Source organism: Bacillus sp. JH7 (assembly GCF_001563515.1).
Classification (GTDB): Bacteria; Bacillota; Bacilli; order Bacillales; family Bacillaceae_G; genus Bacillus_A; species Bacillus_A cereus.
On record NZ_LPUS01000022.1, the window covers coordinates 410920 to 427729 of the forward strand.

Here is a 16810-nt window from a genome sequence, read left to right on the forward strand (position 1 = left end):
TATATTATAATGTATTATTTTGAACTTTAAAACATTTTATCTTTCTATTGAATATTAGAATATTAATATTCAACTTTTTCTTACTTTACAAGATTTTATGCAAAAAAGACCACCAAAAGGCAGTCCCTCAAAACTCAATCCCATCCCGCGCTCCACTACTTTCTCATACAAATAATTCGCAACGATAATATCTACTACAGCCAAACCAACTGATTTAAAAATAGTAATCTCTTCATCATTTTCGCGTCCGTTTTTCCCCCGCTTAGGATTTGTCCAAGTTCGGCGTGGAGATTGCTAGTTTTATCGAAATTTGAAAATTACCTGTTTCTAGATTCTATTCAATTAAGCAATCCTACAAATGCCTCTTCTTCCTCATCTATAAAACCTACAAATATAATTTCTTCGATATCCTCATGATTAAATACAAATGTATACTCAGGATTAATATATCCTTCTGAATAAAAACAGCCAATATAGTCATACATCACAAGTTCTTTAATCCTAAGTTTTTGTTTTCTTCCATAGTTATTTATGTGAATTCAGCTCGTTTTTTTGTTTTGGGTGAAAAAATTTTTTAACTTGATAGCAATGTGGTGCTACACCTATTAGGCAAATTCGACAAAGAAAAGATACCCAAAGGTGCCTTCCTCCCACTTGAACCATCTTAATTTTATTGTGTTGTTATTATATAAGAAAAGAAGACATCACTTAAGATGTCTTCTTTTCTTGTACACTTGGTGTTAAGAAGGTATTTATTGCTTAAAAACCATAAAAAAATATAACAATCATCGAGTAAACCTATTATAGCATCAATAAATAGAGTTTTTATATACATTTTTACATATATATAGATTTATTTATGTTTTATCTATATAGTTAAATTGTCTGTTTCTTGTTTTAATTCGTTTGTTTATTTTGAGTGCTCCAGCAATGGAGCCTTTTTTTATGCAATAAAACATTTTCTTAGCATTACTTAGTTGATCTATATTAACTTTACCCTCTTAAATTATATCTATATTTTACCAAACAATTATGTAGATAACCAGTTTTTTCTAATAATATAGTGAATTGATAATTTTAATGGTAGTTATTAATACTTACAGGAAAATTCAGTATGCAATGGAAACTGAGAAATCAAGAATTATAAAAAACTTATAGTATCTTTTGTAAAAGTATATTTATAATTTGTATATTAACATGTTATAATTTAATTTCTAAAACTACCAAAAAAGGACTGCCAGTAATGGTGGTCTTTTTTAAATTGGTAAGATTGTACTAGGTTGAGCAAAAAAATGGAACCGAAAAAGTTATTTCTAATGAGGATAGCCTTCTTATGATGAAGTTTCATTCAGTGAATCTGCAAGCAAACATAAAAGAAGGAAAAAATTACGATTTTACTTTACGTGGATATAGAGTACCTATACTTTCATGGTTTCCAAATTTAGATGGTGCCGAACCACAAAATTAGCACTATTCTTTAATAAAAAATCCTACTCATTTTTTAATGAGTAGGATTTTTTATTAAAGAGCTATTTCGTATTAATTTGTGCCATCATTTAATATGCTATTTTTAAATGATTTCCAAATTTGATGACTAATTATCTAAATTTCTAAATTCTACAAAGCACTATCAATTAAACAATTATTAAATATATCTTCTCTCTAAAACATCGTATTATCATTAGCTGCTTCACTTGGAATCTCTTGAATTACATCCCAGTGTTCGACAATCTTTCCATCCTTGATACGAAATATATCCACTATAGCAACTCCCTTATCTTGAGAATTAGTACGAGAGTGTACATGAAGAACAACTGTATCCCCTTCAGCTACTACACGTTTAATCTCTGCAGAGGAATTAGGATTTTTAACAAAATCCTCCTTAAAGAAATCCATGAAGGCTTTTCGTCCATCAGCAACAAAAGGATTATGTTGCTTATAATCTTCGCTAACATATTTAGGGATAATATCGATATTATGTTTGTTAAAAACTTCATTATAGAAATCAACTACCATCTTTTTATTCTTTTCATTTTCTTTTACTTCTTTTGATACAGAAGCGACATTTTCACTCTTTATTGAGTTCCCTTTGTTATTACCGTTGGAAGCTTGATATACCAAAGTCGAAACTACTCCTAAAATAAATACAGAAATAATTGTTATGATTAAACTTTTCTCTAATTTCATATATACCTACCTCTTCTACTTAAATAAGTTTTCTTCTATAAAAAGCTTGAAGAAGGAGAAACCTTCCCCAAAATGTAATGTCAGGGGTAATGTTAGGAATTTCATTTATCCTAACCTCCCCCTATACAAGGCATATTAGAAACGATTAATTCTAACTTAATACCTCATTAACAGTTGCACTGTCCACAATTTGAATAAACTTCTTAACCTTATCGTTCTCATCAAACTTATAAAGGTGACCAAAATCTGCTACAAATGACTTCCCTGTAGCTTTATATGTTCCACTATATTTTCCATAAACGATAACAGTATTGTTATTAAAAGCATAAATTTCATCTTTAGCGCTATAGTCATCCCATTCTGTGCCAAGACGTTCATGTACGTTTTTCACTACTTCATCTGGACCTATATAAGTACCTGCATATGGAAACCCAGCAGCTTCTGTCCAAGATACATTTTCACTTAAATACGTTTTGAACGCATCCAATTTCCCTTCGCCAGTTAACACATACGTTTCATGTAATAGTTTTTGATATTTATTCATATCATTAACCCCAAGGCATTTCTTTTGTTACAACTTTTGCACTTAATTCTAATACACCTTTATTTGCATAGCCTGGATATGCTGCTTCAAGTTTTGCCACAAAATCTTTTGAAGTTCCACTTTCCTCAGAAGCTTGAACCGCCGTTCTTAGATAATCCATTGTCGCAGTAAGTGCTTGATTATTTAGGGATTTTTCGATTGATCCATGGCTAGGCACAATTATGTCAGCATGTAATGCTTGTAATACTTTCAAGTTCTCAATCCATGCCTCCATATCCGCTTTTGAGCTAGTATCCGCTAAGAATACATGTATTTCGTTAAATACATCGATACCACCAATTAATACTTTTAGTTCTTTATTAAATAGGCTAGTTCTGTAATGATCTAAGCCTACTAGTTCAAATGTTAACCCCTGAAAATCAATCGCTTTTTCTTTAAATACTTGAGGTAATACCACGTTACTTGGTGCATTTTCTCCAAGGACGTCTTTCCAAACTTTTAATTTCCCTAAGACAGAATGAACGATATGTTCAACAGTAGACTCTGTTGCATACGCTATAGCTTCTGGGTAAAAGGCTTTAATGCTCTCTAATCCAAAGTAGTAGTCTGGATCCCCATGAATAATAAAGATTTTATCTAGAGATAAGTTGTTTTTTTTCAAATACTCTACAATTTCTTTCGAATCAGACTGCGTAAATTTTGAGTTTATTAAAAATGCATGTCCTGCTTTCTCAACTAATGTTGCTGTGACCATAAAGCTTTTTTCGTCCGAACTAAACACCGTTAATTTCACATCTTTTTGATTTGTATCGATTGTTTTAAACATAGTATGTTATTCTCCTTTTGTTAAAGTTATTAACTAATCATCATATTTTTATCTTGTTCCGATAAAGTGAAACTTTAATCAGTGGGGGTTTTGTTCATCCCCCACTGATTATTAGTTGAACCAATCGGACTTTTACGGACAGTTGATCCCCCACCTAACTTCTTTGCTTCCACTGAATTTTGAGGTGGGGGTCTTACTGCCCGTTAAAGCGGGATAAAATCTCCCACTCCCATTTATCTGAAAGTGTAATAGTACTAGCGAATATTCCGGAGATGAATGTCAGATGGCCTAAGATAACATGTTTGCTACTATATCCTAAATTTTCTTAATATAAATTTTTAAAACGCGCTTCAATTTTATCCGGTGTCATTACGCCACCACCAATAGGAATAATTTGATTATCCTTTTGTAAAAGTAATGAAGGATAGCTATTAACATCAAGCTGTCGAACTTTATTGAAATCATTTTGGACATCTATTATTGTTTCTTGAGCGTTTAAACGTTCCAATACTTGTTCAGGGTCCAAACCATGCTCGATTGCAATTTTGCGATATGTTTCAGGATCACTCAGACTTTGGCCCTCATAATAAAACGCTTTTTGCATAGCCGAAGTGAATTCTAATAAACGGTCTGGCGCTAATGAGCGTAAAGCTGAAAAGCCAATTGCAGCATCTTTCGAATTCATTTTAAAAGTCCCTTCCTCCACCAATTTTTGATAGGAAGGACCAAATTCAGCACCTGTAAGTTGATTAATTCTTTTATTTCCTTCTTCTATATATGAGAAGTTTTTCATTGGTAAATTATCTAAAAATAGCCCTCCACATAAAACCGTTAATGGTACTTCAGTGTGGTTTTTGTAAAATCCTTTAATACTTTCTGAAAAACCATAGCACCATCCACAATATGCATCCCATACGTAAATAAGATTATCTTGTTTCGTCTCCATTTAAATCTCCTACCTTTTTTTTATTATCCAGCTCAACTAAATTTTTGGTTTATATAGGTACATCTTTTTATACCTTGTTCTTTTTTAGATACCTTACTATATTTCCCCAAAACTAATATTTCCAAAGAAAGATCCACCAAGGTTTTTAACAAAAGATAACATTGCACCTTATTGCTCCGTAACAGAAAATACTAAAGCTTGGAATATGCATTGATTTGAATGTGTTAGTAACTTTCTACACCGGGTGGCAACGTATGGACCACCATCCTTAATTAAATATATAAATCATATTTTTAGCAGATATTAGTTGTAACTAAATTAATTACATCTTTATGTAACTATTTTAGTTACAACTAATATAGAAGTCAATTCTTTTTTTCGAAAACATTAAATTTCTACATTAATCTACAACCAATCCCACTCTTTAAAAAAATATATCAACGATTATTCGATTATATCGATCGTAACTCCGAATATATCAACGTTTCGACACAACATATCGATTTACCGACAAATTTCGAGCGCGTTATCTCCTAAACTAACAACCAATCCCACATCACGTTCACCTACAAAGAAAAAAAGCACCAGGTCCCCCCGATGCTTTCCCCCACTCTAAAACAAATGACAAGCCACCTGATGCCCCTTCGCAATCTCAACCATCTTCGGTACTTCCTGTGCGCATTTTTCAGTGGCGAATTTGCAGCGCGTTCTGAATTTGCAGCCGGATGGTGAGTTGAGTGGGCTTGGTACTTCTCCTTGCAAAATGATCCGTTCTTTGCCTATGTTTGTTGGATCTGGTTCTGGCATGGATGAGAGTAGTGCTTGTGTGTATGGATGTGCCGGTTTTGTGTATAGGTCTTCACTGTCGGCAATTTCTACTATGTTTCCTAAGTACATGACTCCGATGCGGTCTGATATGTGTCTTACCATAGATAGGTCATGTGCGATGAATAAATATGTGACTCCTGTTTCTTCTTGGATGTCTTGCAGCATGTTTACGACTTGTGCTTGGACTGAGACATCGAGTGCTGAGATTGGTTCGTCACATAGGATAAAGTCTGGTTTTACAGATAATGCACGCGCGATGCTAATGCGCTGGCGCTGGCCTCCGCTAAATTCGTGCGGGTAGCGATATAAGTGTTCTTCTTTTAATCCTACCTTTTTCAGAAGGTCTAAAATGATTTCTTTTTGTTCTTCTTTTTCGTAAGAACCGTGAATGTTCATCGGTTCGCTAATAATTTGGAATACATTCATTGCCGGGTTTAATGATGCGTATGGATCTTGGAAAATGATTTGCATTCGTTTTCGATATTCTTTTAGTTCACTTTCCTTTAAACTTGCGATGTCTTTTCCGTCGAATAAAACGTTACCTGAAGTGACATCGTGTAAACGAATGATGCTTCTTCCTGTCGTTGATTTTCCGCAGCCCGATTCTCCTACTAGTCCGAATGTTTCACCCTTTTTAATTGTAAAGCTTAGGTCATCGACTGCTTTTAATTGCTCTGTTTTTCTGCCGAATAGTCCTTTTTTAATAGGAAAATACTTTTTTAAGTTCCGAACTTCAATTAAGTTTTCTTCATGCATGAAAATCACCTACCGCCCTATCGTTTAGCCAGCACATGGAACGTCTTTCGTTTCCGATTTCAAAATATGGTGGACGTTCTTTTTCACAAATGTCCATCGCATGCGGGCAACGCTCTGCGAATGGGCAACCTTGTGGCGGGTTTAATAAGTTTGGTGTTACACCTTGAATAGGAGCGAGTCTTTCTTTTACGCCGTTCGATATTTTTGGCAGAGAGTTTAATAGTCCTTTCGTATATGGATGATTCGGCGATTGGAAAATATCAAGTACAGGTCCTTCTTCCATAATAAGCCCGCCGTACATAACGATAACGCGCGTACAGTTTTGCGCGACGATTCCTAAGTCATGCGTAATAAGAAGTAACGCCATATTCGTTTCGTTTTTTAAGTTTTTCATTAAATCTAGTATTTGCGCCTGTATCGTTACATCAAGTGCAGTCGTCGGTTCGTCAGCAATAAGAAGGTCCGGATTACAAGACATCGCCATTGCGATCATAACCCGCTGCTTCATACCTCCGCTTAGTTCATGCGGATATTGTTTCACCCTTTCTTCTGGTGAAGAAAGACCGACTTGTTTTAACAAGTTGACCGCGATTTGCTCTGCTTCTTTCTTTTTCACTTTTTGATGACGTATAATTACTTCCATCATTTGTTTCCCAATTTTCACGACCGGATTTAGCGCTGACATTGGGTCTTGAGAGATAAGTGAAATTTGATTTCCTCTAATAGAACGCAATTCTTTTTCAGATTTAGAAAGTATGTTTTCATTATGAAAAAGGATTTCCCCTTCTTTCACTTTTCCTGGTGACGTAACGAGAGACATAACGGACTTCGCCATTACACTCTTTCCGCTTCCAGATTCCCCAACGATACCAACTACTTCTCCTTTATTTAAGCGAAATGTAACGCCGCGAACCGCTTCAACTTCGCCACTTTCTATGAAAAAAGAAGTCTTTAAATTTTTCACTTCTAGTAGTTTTTCAGACACGCTTCTCACTCCTTTCACGTAACACTTTAGTTTTCATTTCCAGCTCCTTTTGGCGCGAAAGCTTTCTTCAATGCTTCACCAATTACGTTAAAACTAAGTACCGTTAAAAGGATAAGGAATCCTGGGAAGAGTGTTAAATACCAAGCTTCACCAATATATCCTTGCGCATTGTTTAGCATGCTGCCCCAAGAAGAATCTGGTTCTCTAATACCTAAACCTAAAAAACTAAGTGATGATTCCATTAAAATCGATGTCGCAATTGTTAATGTCGCAGCGATAATAATGGTTGATAAAATGTTAGGAATGATATGTCTTACAATAATCATAAGTGATTTTTGTCCTGATACTTTTGCGTATAAAACGTACTCACGCTCTTTTACAGATAACGTTTCTGCCCTTACAATACGGGCGGTGTCCATCCATGTTAGTAATCCGATAATAAGAACTAACGTCGTAATTCCTGGTTTTAAATACGCATTTAATAGTAGCATTAAAAAGAATGATGGAATTGACATAAGTACTTCAACAACCCTCATTAAGAAGTTGTCTAACTTTCCACCAAAATATCCGCTAATTGTTCCAACTGCGGTACCGATTGTAATAGAAACAACCATCGCAAGAAAACCGACCGCAAGTGAAACTCGTCCACCATATAACGCTCTCGTTAAGTAATCTCTTCCGTAATCATCCGTTCCGAAAGGATGACTCATACTTGGTTCTTGTAAGCGATCTGGAATCGACATTTTGCTAGGATCGTACGGCGATACGAATGCGAAAATTGATGCGACCGTTAAAATCGCAAGTATAATAACTCCCATTGCAACAAACTTATTTTTCGTAAAGCTATGTTTTATCGTTTGAAATCTCCTATTATTCATTCCAAATCACCCCCTCATTCGAATGCGCGGATCTACTACGCCATATAAAATATCAGCAATTAAGTTACCGAGAATTAACATGAATGATGATAGTAATGTAATTGCCATGATAATCGGATAATCAAATCTAAAAATAGCATTTACCCCAAGTGAACCAAGACCCGGCCATGAAAATACTGTTTCCGTAATAAATGCTCCGCCTACTAAACTTGGAATCGATAATCCGAAAATTGTAATGATCGGTATTAATACATTTCGAAGTACGTGATTAAATAACACCGTTTTCTTTGAAGCGCCGTACGCATATTGAATTTGTACATATTCTTCTTCTAATTGCTGAATCGTACTTGAACGAATATATCTCATATAAACAGATACGTTTTGGAACGCTAGCACCATGCAAGGTAAAATGCCGTGTTGCACAATATCCCAAACAGAATCTTTACCTACGGTGCGCATACCCATACTCGGAAGTAGGTCCAATTTTAAAGAGAATAAGTAGACTAATAGTAGTGCAAACCAGAAAACCGGCATAGAAATACCAACGTATGAAATAAAGTTTACAATGCGGTCAAAGAATGAATTCTTTTTCACACCTGTAAATAGTCCAAGTGGTATTGCGATTACGAATGAGACGAGTAAAGATGATCCCATTAAGCCGATTGTTGCGGGTAATCTTTCTGCGATAAGATCTAAAACAGGACGATGATTTTGAAGTGAATAACCAAAGTTCCCTGTTAAAATGTTTTTTAACCATAAAAAATACTGCACGTAAATTGGTTGATCTAGTCCTAAACTTTTACGAATACGCTCCACATCAATTGGACTCATATTTGGCGTTACAAAGTTTCGAACAGGATCCCCCGGCGCTAGCTTTATTAATAGAAAAGAAATAATAGAAATAACAAATAAAAGCGGAATTGCATTTAAAAGCCTCTTCGCAATTACTTTATACACAAACTTCCCCCCTCAAGCTAAAGAAGCTGATTTCCACCAGCTTCTTTATTGTTTCTTATTTCACTTCATAAATCTTAGATAGATCTTCAAACATTGTGACAGGAATTGCTTTCGCTTCTTTTAATCCATCAAACTTTTTATCTACTGCAATAACTGCTTTCGGATACGCAATTGGTAGATAAGGTACATCTTCTCTAGCTGTTTCTTGAATTTTATGGTATAGCTCTGCACGTTTTGTTTTATCTGTTTCAACTGCAGCTTCTTCCCATAACTTATCGAAATCAGCGTTTTTATATCGTGCATAGTTGTATTCAGCATTACTTAAGAATAGGCTTTTATATGAATCTGGCTCAGGTCCCATTATGTAACCACCAAATGTAATGTCATATTCTTTATTCTCTTTATCTAAGCCTTTTTCACTTGCCGCACTAGCATCTAATGCATTTAGTTCAACTTCTAAGCCAACTTCTTTTAATTTTTGTTGTGTATAAAGCGCTAAGCTTTCCATAATTTTATTATTCGTGACATACATCACACGTACTTTTTCTTTATCTTTCACACCAGCTTTTGCTAATAAATCTTTCGCTTCTTTTTTATCATACTTATAGCCTTTAATATCTTTCGCATAATACATAGCGTCTGGCGTTAAGATTGAATTTGCTGGTTCTGCAAATTCACCCGAAACGAATGCTGAGTTAATCATTTCTTTTTTATCTAACGCATGCGCAATTGCTTGGCGCACTTCTTTTTTCTTCATCAAATCTGTATTCATGTTATAAGATAAGTAGAATAATCTACCTTCAGGGAATGTCACCATTGAGAAGTTCCCAGTACTATCTAGTTTTTTAAAGTCTTGCGGCTCAATCATTTTCATGTTGATTTGACCATTTTGCAGTGAAACATTTGCTGTATTACGGTCTTTTACAACGCGGTATACGATAGAGTCTAATTTAGCTTTCCCACCTACATAATCATCAAATCGATCTAATGCAACATACTCATCTGATTTATACTCTTTAAACTTAAACGGCCCTGATCCTACAGGCTGTAAGTTTTTCTTACTCTTCGCTAAATCTGCTTCCCCTTCAAATACATGTTTCGGAATTGGGAAGAAATCATTCATTACACCTTCGAAAGATGCGCTTACTTGTGGTAAAACGAATTGAGTTGTTAACTCATCTACCTTTTTCACCTCAAGCGGCTTTCCTTTAAAAATAAAGTTTTCACGACTTGAGCTATTTTGCTTCTCATCCAAAATAGATTGGAATGTAAATGCTATATCGTCTGATGTAATTTTCTTACCATCATGCCATTTCAAATTATCTTTTAATTTCAATGTCCACGTTAATTGATCTTCTGAAGGCGTAAAGCTCTCAGCAAGAACAAACTTTTTCTTACCGTCTTCCATATGATATAGCGGCGCATATAAAGCCTGCTGCACAGTTAATGACACACGATCATTCGCATAAAGCGGATTCATCGTATCTGGATTATCGCTAACACCAATCGTTAACGTTCCTCCATCTTTCGGAGTCCCTGATTTACTAGTGCCCGCTTGCTTCGAATCTTTTTCCCCTGAACAAGCAGCTAATGCAATAAATAATAGTAGGACAAATGGTAATACAAACAACTTCTTCTTCATATTTCGACCCCTCTCGACTATTTACACCTATAAGAAAACTCGGAATTAATACCGAGTTTTCTTATAGGTTTTAAATTACCACTACCCGTATGTATTGTCAAACTTTTTCGCAAAGGTAGAAAGTTTGTAATCTATTAATGCATTCTTGCGATAAACTATATTTATGCGGAGGAGAAAATAAAAAGACCACGAATAAGTAGCCTCATAAAATGAGTTAAAAAACTATCAACTTACAGAAAATCCCTCTAAAATGATTGTTATATATGACCGAAAATGTAGAATGGGATTAAAGACAAAAAACACATTTAGGAGGTTATCATGACATTTGATGAACTGAAAAAAAACAAACCAACAACCCAATGGATTGAGAATGATGAAGATGGGGAATTTTTCACTGAAGAAAATATAAGTGCAACAAATAAAGTTCTTGATACTTACATAAATAATTTAGAGAAATTGGGAAAAAATCCAACTGAAATTGAAATAATGCATGTTGTTAAAGAGGTTGTTCTTAACATAAATGAATTAAATGACGAACATGACTATTTTATTGAAACAATGGAAAGAGAAGATCTCTATGAATTTATCGATACAGCAGCACGAATAGCTGGCTTAGAATCCGAGGAAGATATAACAGAAGAATGGCGAGAATGGTAAAAAGTTGCACCTCTAATTGTTAGAGGTGCAGCTTTTTTCATATACCAATTGAATGAATGATGTGATGTCCGCGCAGAATTCATATATTCAAACATAATATTAAAAGTATTTAATTATAAATACTAGCACACCCATCCTGACAAAAAAGACCACCAAAAGGCAGTCCCTCAAAACTCAATCTTATTCCCTACTCCTTGCTCCACCGCTTTCTCATACAAATACTTCGCAACGATAATATCCACTACCGCCAAACCAACTGATTTGAAAATAGTAATCTCTTCATTATTTTCGCGTCCAGCTTTTTCTTTGCTTATAATTTGACCAAGTTCAGCGTGAATGGCGTTTGCTTTGAATAGACCTTCTTTTATCGGAACTTGAAGGTCTCCTGTTTCGTCTAGTGCTGCTTCTTTTGATTCAACTACTACTTTGTTTGCTTTAGCTATGGCATGTGAGGGTAGTTCTTGCATGCTCGGTCTGAATGAGCCGACGGCGTTTACGTGGACGCCTTTTTGTAGTGTTTCTGAGAAGACTGGTGTGGATGCATTCGTAGTTGTGACGATGATGTCTGCTTCGCTTATTGCTTCATTCGCATTGGTGTGAACATATGCAGGTTTGTTGAATCTCTCTTGTATATACTCCGCAAATGCATACGCCTTTTCCTCTGTTCGATTGTATAAAATGACTTTTTCGATAGCTCTTACCGCAAATACAGCTTCAGCAATTCCTTTCGCTTGTTCACCCGTGCCGATAATGCATAAAGTTTTTGCGTTATGACGAGCTAAATATTTTGTCGCTACTCCTGATAAGGCGCCTGTTCGGATCATCGTTAAGTACGATCCTTCTAAAAGTGCGAGCGGTTCTCCCGTTTGAAAGTCTGATAGCATCACAATCCCGTTGATCGTTTTCTTTCCTATCTGTTTATTTTGCAGGACTACCGTTACTATTTTTACTCCAAGCGCCTCAAGCCCTTCCGCTACTGAAGGCATAATTAATGCCGTATTTTGCTCGTTCGCAAATGGTAATGAGCCCCTTATTGGTGTAATCGTTCTTTCTGCGGAAAATTCTTTTAAAGCAAGCGCCGCGTATTCAATAACTTCATTCATATTTACTAAGTTTCTTTGTTCGTTCGCGCTTATGACTAGCATATCTTTCCACCCCCTCCTCTTATCCTAACAAAAATCCTCGATTCAAATCATCTCTCGGGTCTACAACGAACTGATGAAATCCTGTAATAAAGGCATTCCCCGTTAATTTTGGAACGACAGCTTCATATGTATCTACTGCGGTTACCGACAATACTTCCCCCTCGAATTTCCCGTCAGTAATGCATTCATGGACGAAAATTTCTCCCTTTTGTAAAGCATCTTTTCCAAAAAGAGTTGCGATTCTTGCGGAAGTTCCTGTACCGCAAGGAGAACGATCTACTTGCCCATCAGCAAAGATTGTTACATTTCGTAAAGTTGCGTCTTCTCCTTTCGGTTCATCTGAGAAAATAACGCCGTATATCCCTTTTAATCCTTCTTCAAGTGGATGCTTCACTTCCATTTTGCTCTCGATGTAGTGCTTAATTTTACCGCCCCACGCTTGAATAGCAGATAAATCCTTGAAATCAACTTTCAAACCAAATTCTTTACAGTCTACTACCGCATAAAAAGCTCCGCCAAACGCGATATCTACTTGAAATTCATAGTCATCTATTTTAATAGGAACGTCTTTCTTATATACAAATGAAGGAACATTTTCAAATGATACGGACTCTACTTCGCTCCCGTTATATTTTGCATACGCAATGACTTCCCCAGCAGGGCTATCAATAATGAACTGTTGTTTCTCACCTGTCACTTCAAACATACCTGTTTCAATTCCGACTGTAATAACAGCAATAATGCCATGACCACACATCGTACTCCATCCTTCGTTGTGCATAAATAATACGCCAAAGTCAGCATGAGCACTTGCAGGCGGTGTAATGATACAACCGTACATACCGTGATGTCCTCTCGGTTCATACATAAGAACTTCGCGAAGATGGTCCAAATGTTCCATGCAGTAGGCGCGTCTTTCCAGCTGCGTTTCTCCTTTTATTTCTGGCACACCACCCGTAATAATTCGAAGCGGCTCCCCAGCTACGTGTGCATCAATCGTTGTATATATTTTACTAACCTTCATTTCGATCTCTCCCCTATATGTTGATACTATTTCCAACGCAAGTATCATGCCAAAGCGTATAGCATTACTTTTTTCAAATCCCCTCAGTAATGTGTATTCTTTTTTCAACAAATTCATATACAACTGTCTACTTTTTTATACACGGCTTGGACGTTACGTTATAAAACACCTCGATAACTTTGCAATTTCACTGGTATACACATGCAAAATTCCTTTTATCATTATTATTTTCAATGTAAAGTTACTTCGCTCCCAAACATATACTGTTCAAAAGCAAAAAGGAAGTGATCCCATGTATTACGGAACAAAAGGCTGGTACGTAGCTGAACTAAAAAAATTAGGCGTACGCTATCATGAAGGACGAAAACTAGAAAGTTACCGCGGACACATCTTGCGCAATTTACTACTTGCACAACAAGAGAAATTAAAAGAACAGTAATATTCTAATGTAACGATATCGGCGATTCTCGGAATATATCAGCGATTCAACACAATATATCAGCGATTCAACACAATATATCAGCGATTTTTTAAATTTATCGGCGATTCGACATGCAATATCGACTTACAGACAAATTTCGCTAATTCATCTACCTAAACCACCAACCAATTACACATCAATACAAACAAAAAAGGTCACCCGTTTGGGTGACCTTTCTTTCTTATTCACAAACAAGAATCTGTCTAGTAAATGATCCTTTTCTTGTAATACAGCGATCTGTAATTTCGAATCCTGCTTCATGGATCATGTCGTCCATTGTTTCCATCGTGACAACGACTACTTTTTTCGCGATGCGGCGTGCACTTGAGAGAATTGATAGTTGATCTTCTGGTGTGGCGTGCGTAAATAGGTCGTACGGCATATCGATAATGGCAACGTCGTAGTTCTCAGTAATTTCCTCGATTGGACCTTTTGTTACTGTTCCTTCAAATCCGAAATGCGCGATATTTTTTCTCGTTCCAAGAACTACAAGTGGATTTATATCTCTACCAACGATGTTAATCCCCATAGAAAGTGCTTCTACTACTACTGTTCCAATACCGCAGCACGGGTCAATTGCTCGTACTCCCTCTGGATTTGGTACAGCGATATTTGCAACTGATCTCGCAACACGTGTGCTAAGAGATGTCGAATAACTATGCGGTTTTTTTATGTGATGATACCAAACGGGTTCGCTTTCTACATAGTGCCCGAAGTACCAGCGTCCTCCAAGAGGAACAATCCCGAATACACGCTCTGGATTACGAACATCCGCTTCTCCTTCAATATGCATGCCGAGGTCTCGTTCAATAAGACGTCTTTCTCCATATTCAATTTTATTCTCTCCAACGAGGTCATTGATTTTAACGAAGATAACTTTAAATGTCGCTCCCGCCAAATCAATTTGTTCCACTTGTTTTAAAATGCTTTCTAAGTCGTCCCCTTCATACATAACCTCAACGCGCTCTTTTATAAACGCACTTCTACTCGGGTCAATTTTGACATCACTTTTTAAAATATTAACGTGGGACTCCATTCCAAAGAACGAGCGCATTTCCAAGTAACATAAAGCACGCTCCTCCTCACGAAATGCATACGTATATATACAGGCAGGTGTTTTACTATGATTATTCAATCTATTATCATCCTCTATCGTTTAAAATTCTTCTGATTACAATTACTCAAATACTTTTCTTTTGTATATAAAATTAAATGATATCATATGCCGGAAATAAAGAGAAACGTTAATAAATAAAAGAGACTGCCAATGGCAATCTCTTATTATTTATTAACGGAAAGAAGACACGTTGTTACCCATTTCTTCATAGTAATCTAAAATACCTTGATAAATAGCTTCCGCTGCACTTTGTCTCTGCGCTGGTGTAGCTATTTTATCTGCATCACTTTTATTATCTACAAATGCTAATTCTGCTAATACAGCTGGCATTGTATTTTCTCTAATTACGTATAAATCGCCTTTTTTCACACCACGATCTTTTGTTCCCAGTGCATCTACAAGACGCTCTTGAATTTTTTCTGCTAGTAAACGACTTTCTGATACGTTAGGATTTGTTCCTCTTGCTGTCGCTGATTCATAGTAGAACGTTTCTGTACCTTGTCCATTTTTCTCTTCCGTGCCATTACCATGAATACTTACAAAAATATCCCCATTATTTTTTTGAGCAAATTCTACACGTTTCTTTAAAGAATCAGAAGCACTTGTTCCTGGACGTGTATCATCTGTACGAGTGAATAACACAGTAAATGGTGTCTTTTTCTCAAATATTTTCTGTAATCGTAGTGATACATCTAATACAGTTTCACTTTCTTTCTCATAATAACCTGGATTACCTGAATCCGCTCCCCCATGACCTGGATCAATGATAATCGCTTTGCCCTCTAAGAAGTTACCTTGCTTGACTGGATTTAATTGATTTTTATTAACCCATTGGAAACCAGCGCCCATACGGATACGAATCCAGCTGCCGTTCTCTTCAATAACAGTTACTTGTTGTGCGTTATGTGTTCCCATTACTTTTGAAGAAGAAGAAGCTTCTGCATAAGTAGTGAATCCTTCATTAATAACTTCTGTTTTCTCTACTAAAGGTGTCCATTTATCACCTTTACTTGTTGCAATTTTGATCCATCCATCTCGTTCTTCTTTAATTTCAACCATTTGTGGATTATGCTGATTTGCACTAATCCCAGAACTTAATGATGGTGCGTGATATGTAATGAATTTTCTATCTATGTACATTTTCTTTGTTTCTACTGGACGATCACTATTCTTGCTAAATTTATCTGTTTGCGCAGTAAGTTGAGCTGCTTGTTCACGCGTAATAGAATCATTCGGTTTCCAGCCATTCTCTGTACCTAACGAAAGTTTTAATTCTACTAAAATATTAACTTCTTCTTTACCCCAATGATTCTCTAAATCAGCAAATTTTGTAGGAACTGGTCCTGTTACTTTGCTTTTCAGATTATATGCTCTTACAAGCATAGCTGCCATTTCAGCACGAGTTACTTTTCCTTCAGGATCAAATACTCCTGGTTCTCGCCCTTTAATAATATTCTCTTTTTCCATGGCTGCAATAAATGAAGCTGCCCAATTATTTTTTGCATCATTATAAGACGGCTTTGCATTTGGATCTATTTTAGCACCAATTGCTGTTGCGATAATCTTTGCTGCCTGAGCACGTGTTAAATTTCCGTATGGCATAAAGTTACCATCTGGCATACCGTTAATTACATTTCTCTCTACTAAATAATAAATTGCGTCTTTTGACCACGCACTATCTGAAACATCAGGAAATTTCTTCGTTTCTGCTAAACTACTAATTGGATGTGCTAGTAAATTTGCTGCTAATAAACCTGCGGCTATTGCTTTGTACTTCATGAAAAATAAATCTCCTCTCAAAACTTCATATTCATTCATTTTTTTAATCAAGCTAACT

Annotated in this window: 17 protein-coding genes and 1 pseudogene; 3 read left to right on the top strand and 15 right to left on the bottom strand. The window is 36.0% G+C overall.

Features of this window, described 5'->3' with window-relative positions:
- Window positions 1–69: 69 nt before the first annotated feature.
- Both AU379_RS31270 and AU379_RS22615 read right to left on the bottom strand, forming a co-directional pair.
- On the bottom strand, window positions 70–204 hold the full coding sequence (locus AU379_RS31270; protein WP_002025378.1) for a hypothetical protein: 135 nt from the start codon (window positions 202–204) through the stop codon (window positions 70–72).
- 134 nt (window positions 205–338) lie between these two features.
- Window positions 339–524, bottom strand: a pseudogene (locus AU379_RS22615) (DUF4176 domain-containing protein); the annotation flags it as partial.
- 809 nt (window positions 525–1333) lie between these two features.
- Here AU379_RS22615 and AU379_RS31160 point away from each other — a divergent pair.
- A complete protein-coding gene (locus AU379_RS31160; RefSeq protein WP_000975275.1) occupies window positions 1334–1468 on the top strand; it encodes a hypothetical protein in 135 nt (44 codons plus the stop codon).
- A 194-nt stretch (window positions 1469–1662) separates the two neighbouring features.
- On the opposite strand, the gene AU379_RS22620 is transcribed toward AU379_RS31160, so the two are convergent.
- From AU379_RS22620 to AU379_RS22660, 9 genes are all read right to left on the bottom strand, one after another.
- Window positions 1663–2187: an ester cyclase gene (locus AU379_RS22620; protein ID WP_061139748.1), complete on the bottom strand. Its 525-nt coding sequence runs from the start codon at window positions 2185–2187 to the stop codon at window positions 1663–1665.
- 151 nt (window positions 2188–2338) lie between these two features.
- Window positions 2339–2731, bottom strand: a complete 393-nt coding sequence (locus AU379_RS22625) for a nuclear transport factor 2 family protein (RefSeq protein ID WP_061139749.1) — start codon at window positions 2729–2731, stop codon at window positions 2339–2341.
- Between the two features lie 4 nt (window positions 2732–2735).
- Complete coding sequence (locus AU379_RS22630; protein ID WP_000477267.1) at window positions 2736–3557, bottom strand: hypothetical protein; 822 nt, start codon at window positions 3555–3557, stop codon at window positions 2736–2738.
- 325 nt (window positions 3558–3882) lie between these two features.
- Complete coding sequence (locus AU379_RS22635) at window positions 3883–4503, bottom strand: DsbA family protein (protein ID WP_000448621.1); 621 nt, start codon at window positions 4501–4503, stop codon at window positions 3883–3885.
- Between the two features lie 612 nt (window positions 4504–5115).
- Window positions 5116–6087, bottom strand: a complete 972-nt coding sequence (locus AU379_RS22640) for an ABC transporter ATP-binding protein (RefSeq protein WP_000544133.1) — start codon at window positions 6085–6087, stop codon at window positions 5116–5118.
- Entirely contained in the window at window positions 6080–7072 is a 993-nt protein-coding gene (locus AU379_RS22645; protein WP_001291152.1) for an ABC transporter ATP-binding protein, read from the bottom strand. Before AU379_RS22645 ends, AU379_RS22640 begins: the two co-directional genes overlap by 8 nt.
- A 26-nt stretch (window positions 7073–7098) precedes the next feature.
- Window positions 7099–7950: an ABC transporter permease gene (locus AU379_RS22650; protein WP_001065279.1), complete on the bottom strand. Its 852-nt coding sequence runs from the start codon at window positions 7948–7950 to the stop codon at window positions 7099–7101.
- A gap of 6 nt (window positions 7951–7956) precedes the next feature.
- The gene (locus AU379_RS22655; protein ID WP_000278770.1) at window positions 7957–8907 is read right to left on the bottom strand and encodes an ABC transporter permease; all 951 of its coding nucleotides are present in this window, start codon (window positions 8905–8907) and stop codon (window positions 7957–7959) included.
- A 55-nt stretch (window positions 8908–8962) separates the two neighbouring features.
- Window positions 8963–10549, bottom strand: a complete 1587-nt coding sequence (locus tag AU379_RS22660; protein WP_061139750.1) for an ABC transporter substrate-binding protein — start codon at window positions 10547–10549, stop codon at window positions 8963–8965.
- 318 nt (window positions 10550–10867) lie between these two features.
- Here AU379_RS22660 and AU379_RS22665 point away from each other — a divergent pair, with 318 nt between their 5' ends.
- On the top strand, window positions 10868–11206 hold the full coding sequence (locus AU379_RS22665; protein WP_000141765.1) for a hypothetical protein: 339 nt from the start codon (window positions 10868–10870) through the stop codon (window positions 11204–11206).
- A gap of 167 nt (window positions 11207–11373) precedes the next feature.
- Here the strand turns inward: AU379_RS22665 and AU379_RS22670 are convergent, their stop codons facing one another.
- Together AU379_RS22670 and AU379_RS22675 are read right to left on the bottom strand one after the other, a co-directional pair.
- Window positions 11374–12351 carry an ornithine cyclodeaminase family protein gene (locus AU379_RS22670; RefSeq protein WP_061139751.1) on the bottom strand — a complete coding sequence of 326 codons (978 nt, stop codon included), beginning with the start codon at window positions 12349–12351 and terminating at the stop codon, window positions 11374–11376.
- Between the two features lie 19 nt (window positions 12352–12370).
- Window positions 12371–13375 (bottom strand): proline racemase family protein, encoded by a 1005-nt coding sequence (locus AU379_RS22675; protein ID WP_044584178.1) that lies wholly within the window; start codon window positions 13373–13375, stop codon window positions 12371–12373.
- Between the two features lie 208 nt (window positions 13376–13583).
- Between AU379_RS22675 and AU379_RS30360 the strand changes: the two genes are divergently transcribed.
- Window positions 13584–13814 carry a YflJ family protein gene (locus AU379_RS30360; protein WP_100240272.1) on the top strand — a complete coding sequence of 77 codons (231 nt, stop codon included), beginning with the start codon at window positions 13584–13586 and terminating at the stop codon, window positions 13812–13814.
- 223 nt (window positions 13815–14037) lie between these two features.
- Here the strand turns inward: AU379_RS30360 and AU379_RS22685 are convergent, their stop codons facing one another.
- Window positions 14038–14991 (bottom strand): methyltransferase domain-containing protein, encoded by a 954-nt coding sequence (locus AU379_RS22685; RefSeq protein ID WP_001059316.1) that lies wholly within the window; start codon window positions 14989–14991, stop codon window positions 14038–14040.
- 153 nt (window positions 14992–15144) lie between these two features.
- Window positions 15145–16752 (bottom strand): N-acetylmuramoyl-L-alanine amidase, encoded by a 1608-nt coding sequence (locus tag AU379_RS22690; protein ID WP_030023543.1) that lies wholly within the window; start codon window positions 16750–16752, stop codon window positions 15145–15147.
- Window positions 16753–16810: the final 58 nt, after the last annotated feature.

What these genes read in the sequence shown, in the direction of transcription:
- AU379_RS31160 (WP_000975275.1), top strand. Translation starts at nt 1,334, where the DNA reads ATGATGAAGTTTCATTCAGTGAATCTGCAAGCAAACATAAAAGAAGGA.
- AU379_RS22620 (WP_061139748.1), bottom strand. Translation starts at nt 2,187, where the DNA reads ATGAAATTAGAGAAAAGTTTAATCATAACAATTATTTCTGTATTTATT.
- AU379_RS22625 (WP_061139749.1), bottom strand. Translation starts at nt 2,731, where the DNA reads ATGAATAAATATCAAAAACTATTACATGAAACGTATGTGTTAACTGGC.
- AU379_RS22630 (WP_000477267.1), bottom strand. Translation starts at nt 3,557, where the DNA reads ATGTTTAAAACAATCGATACAAATCAAAAAGATGTGAAATTAACGGTG.
- AU379_RS22635 (WP_000448621.1), bottom strand. Translation starts at nt 4,503, where the DNA reads ATGGAGACGAAACAAGATAATCTTATTTACGTATGGGATGCATATTGT.
- AU379_RS22640 (WP_000544133.1), bottom strand. Translation starts at nt 6,087, where the DNA reads ATGCATGAAGAAAACTTAATTGAAGTTCGGAACTTAAAAAAGTATTTT.
- AU379_RS22650 (WP_001065279.1), bottom strand. Translation starts at nt 7,950, where the DNA reads ATGAATAATAGGAGATTTCAAACGATAAAACATAGCTTTACGAAAAAT.
- AU379_RS22660 (WP_061139750.1), bottom strand. Translation starts at nt 10,549, where the DNA reads ATGAAGAAGAAGTTGTTTGTATTACCATTTGTCCTACTATTATTTATT.
- AU379_RS22665 (WP_000141765.1), top strand. Translation starts at nt 10,868, where the DNA reads ATGACATTTGATGAACTGAAAAAAAACAAACCAACAACCCAATGGATT.
- AU379_RS22670 (WP_061139751.1), bottom strand. Translation starts at nt 12,351, where the DNA reads ATGCTAGTCATAAGCGCGAACGAACAAAGAAACTTAGTAAATATGAAT.
- AU379_RS22675 (WP_044584178.1), bottom strand. Translation starts at nt 13,375, where the DNA reads ATGAAGGTTAGTAAAATATATACAACGATTGATGCACACGTAGCTGGG.
- AU379_RS22690 (WP_030023543.1), bottom strand. Translation starts at nt 16,752, where the DNA reads ATGAAGTACAAAGCAATAGCCGCAGGTTTATTAGCAGCAAATTTACTA.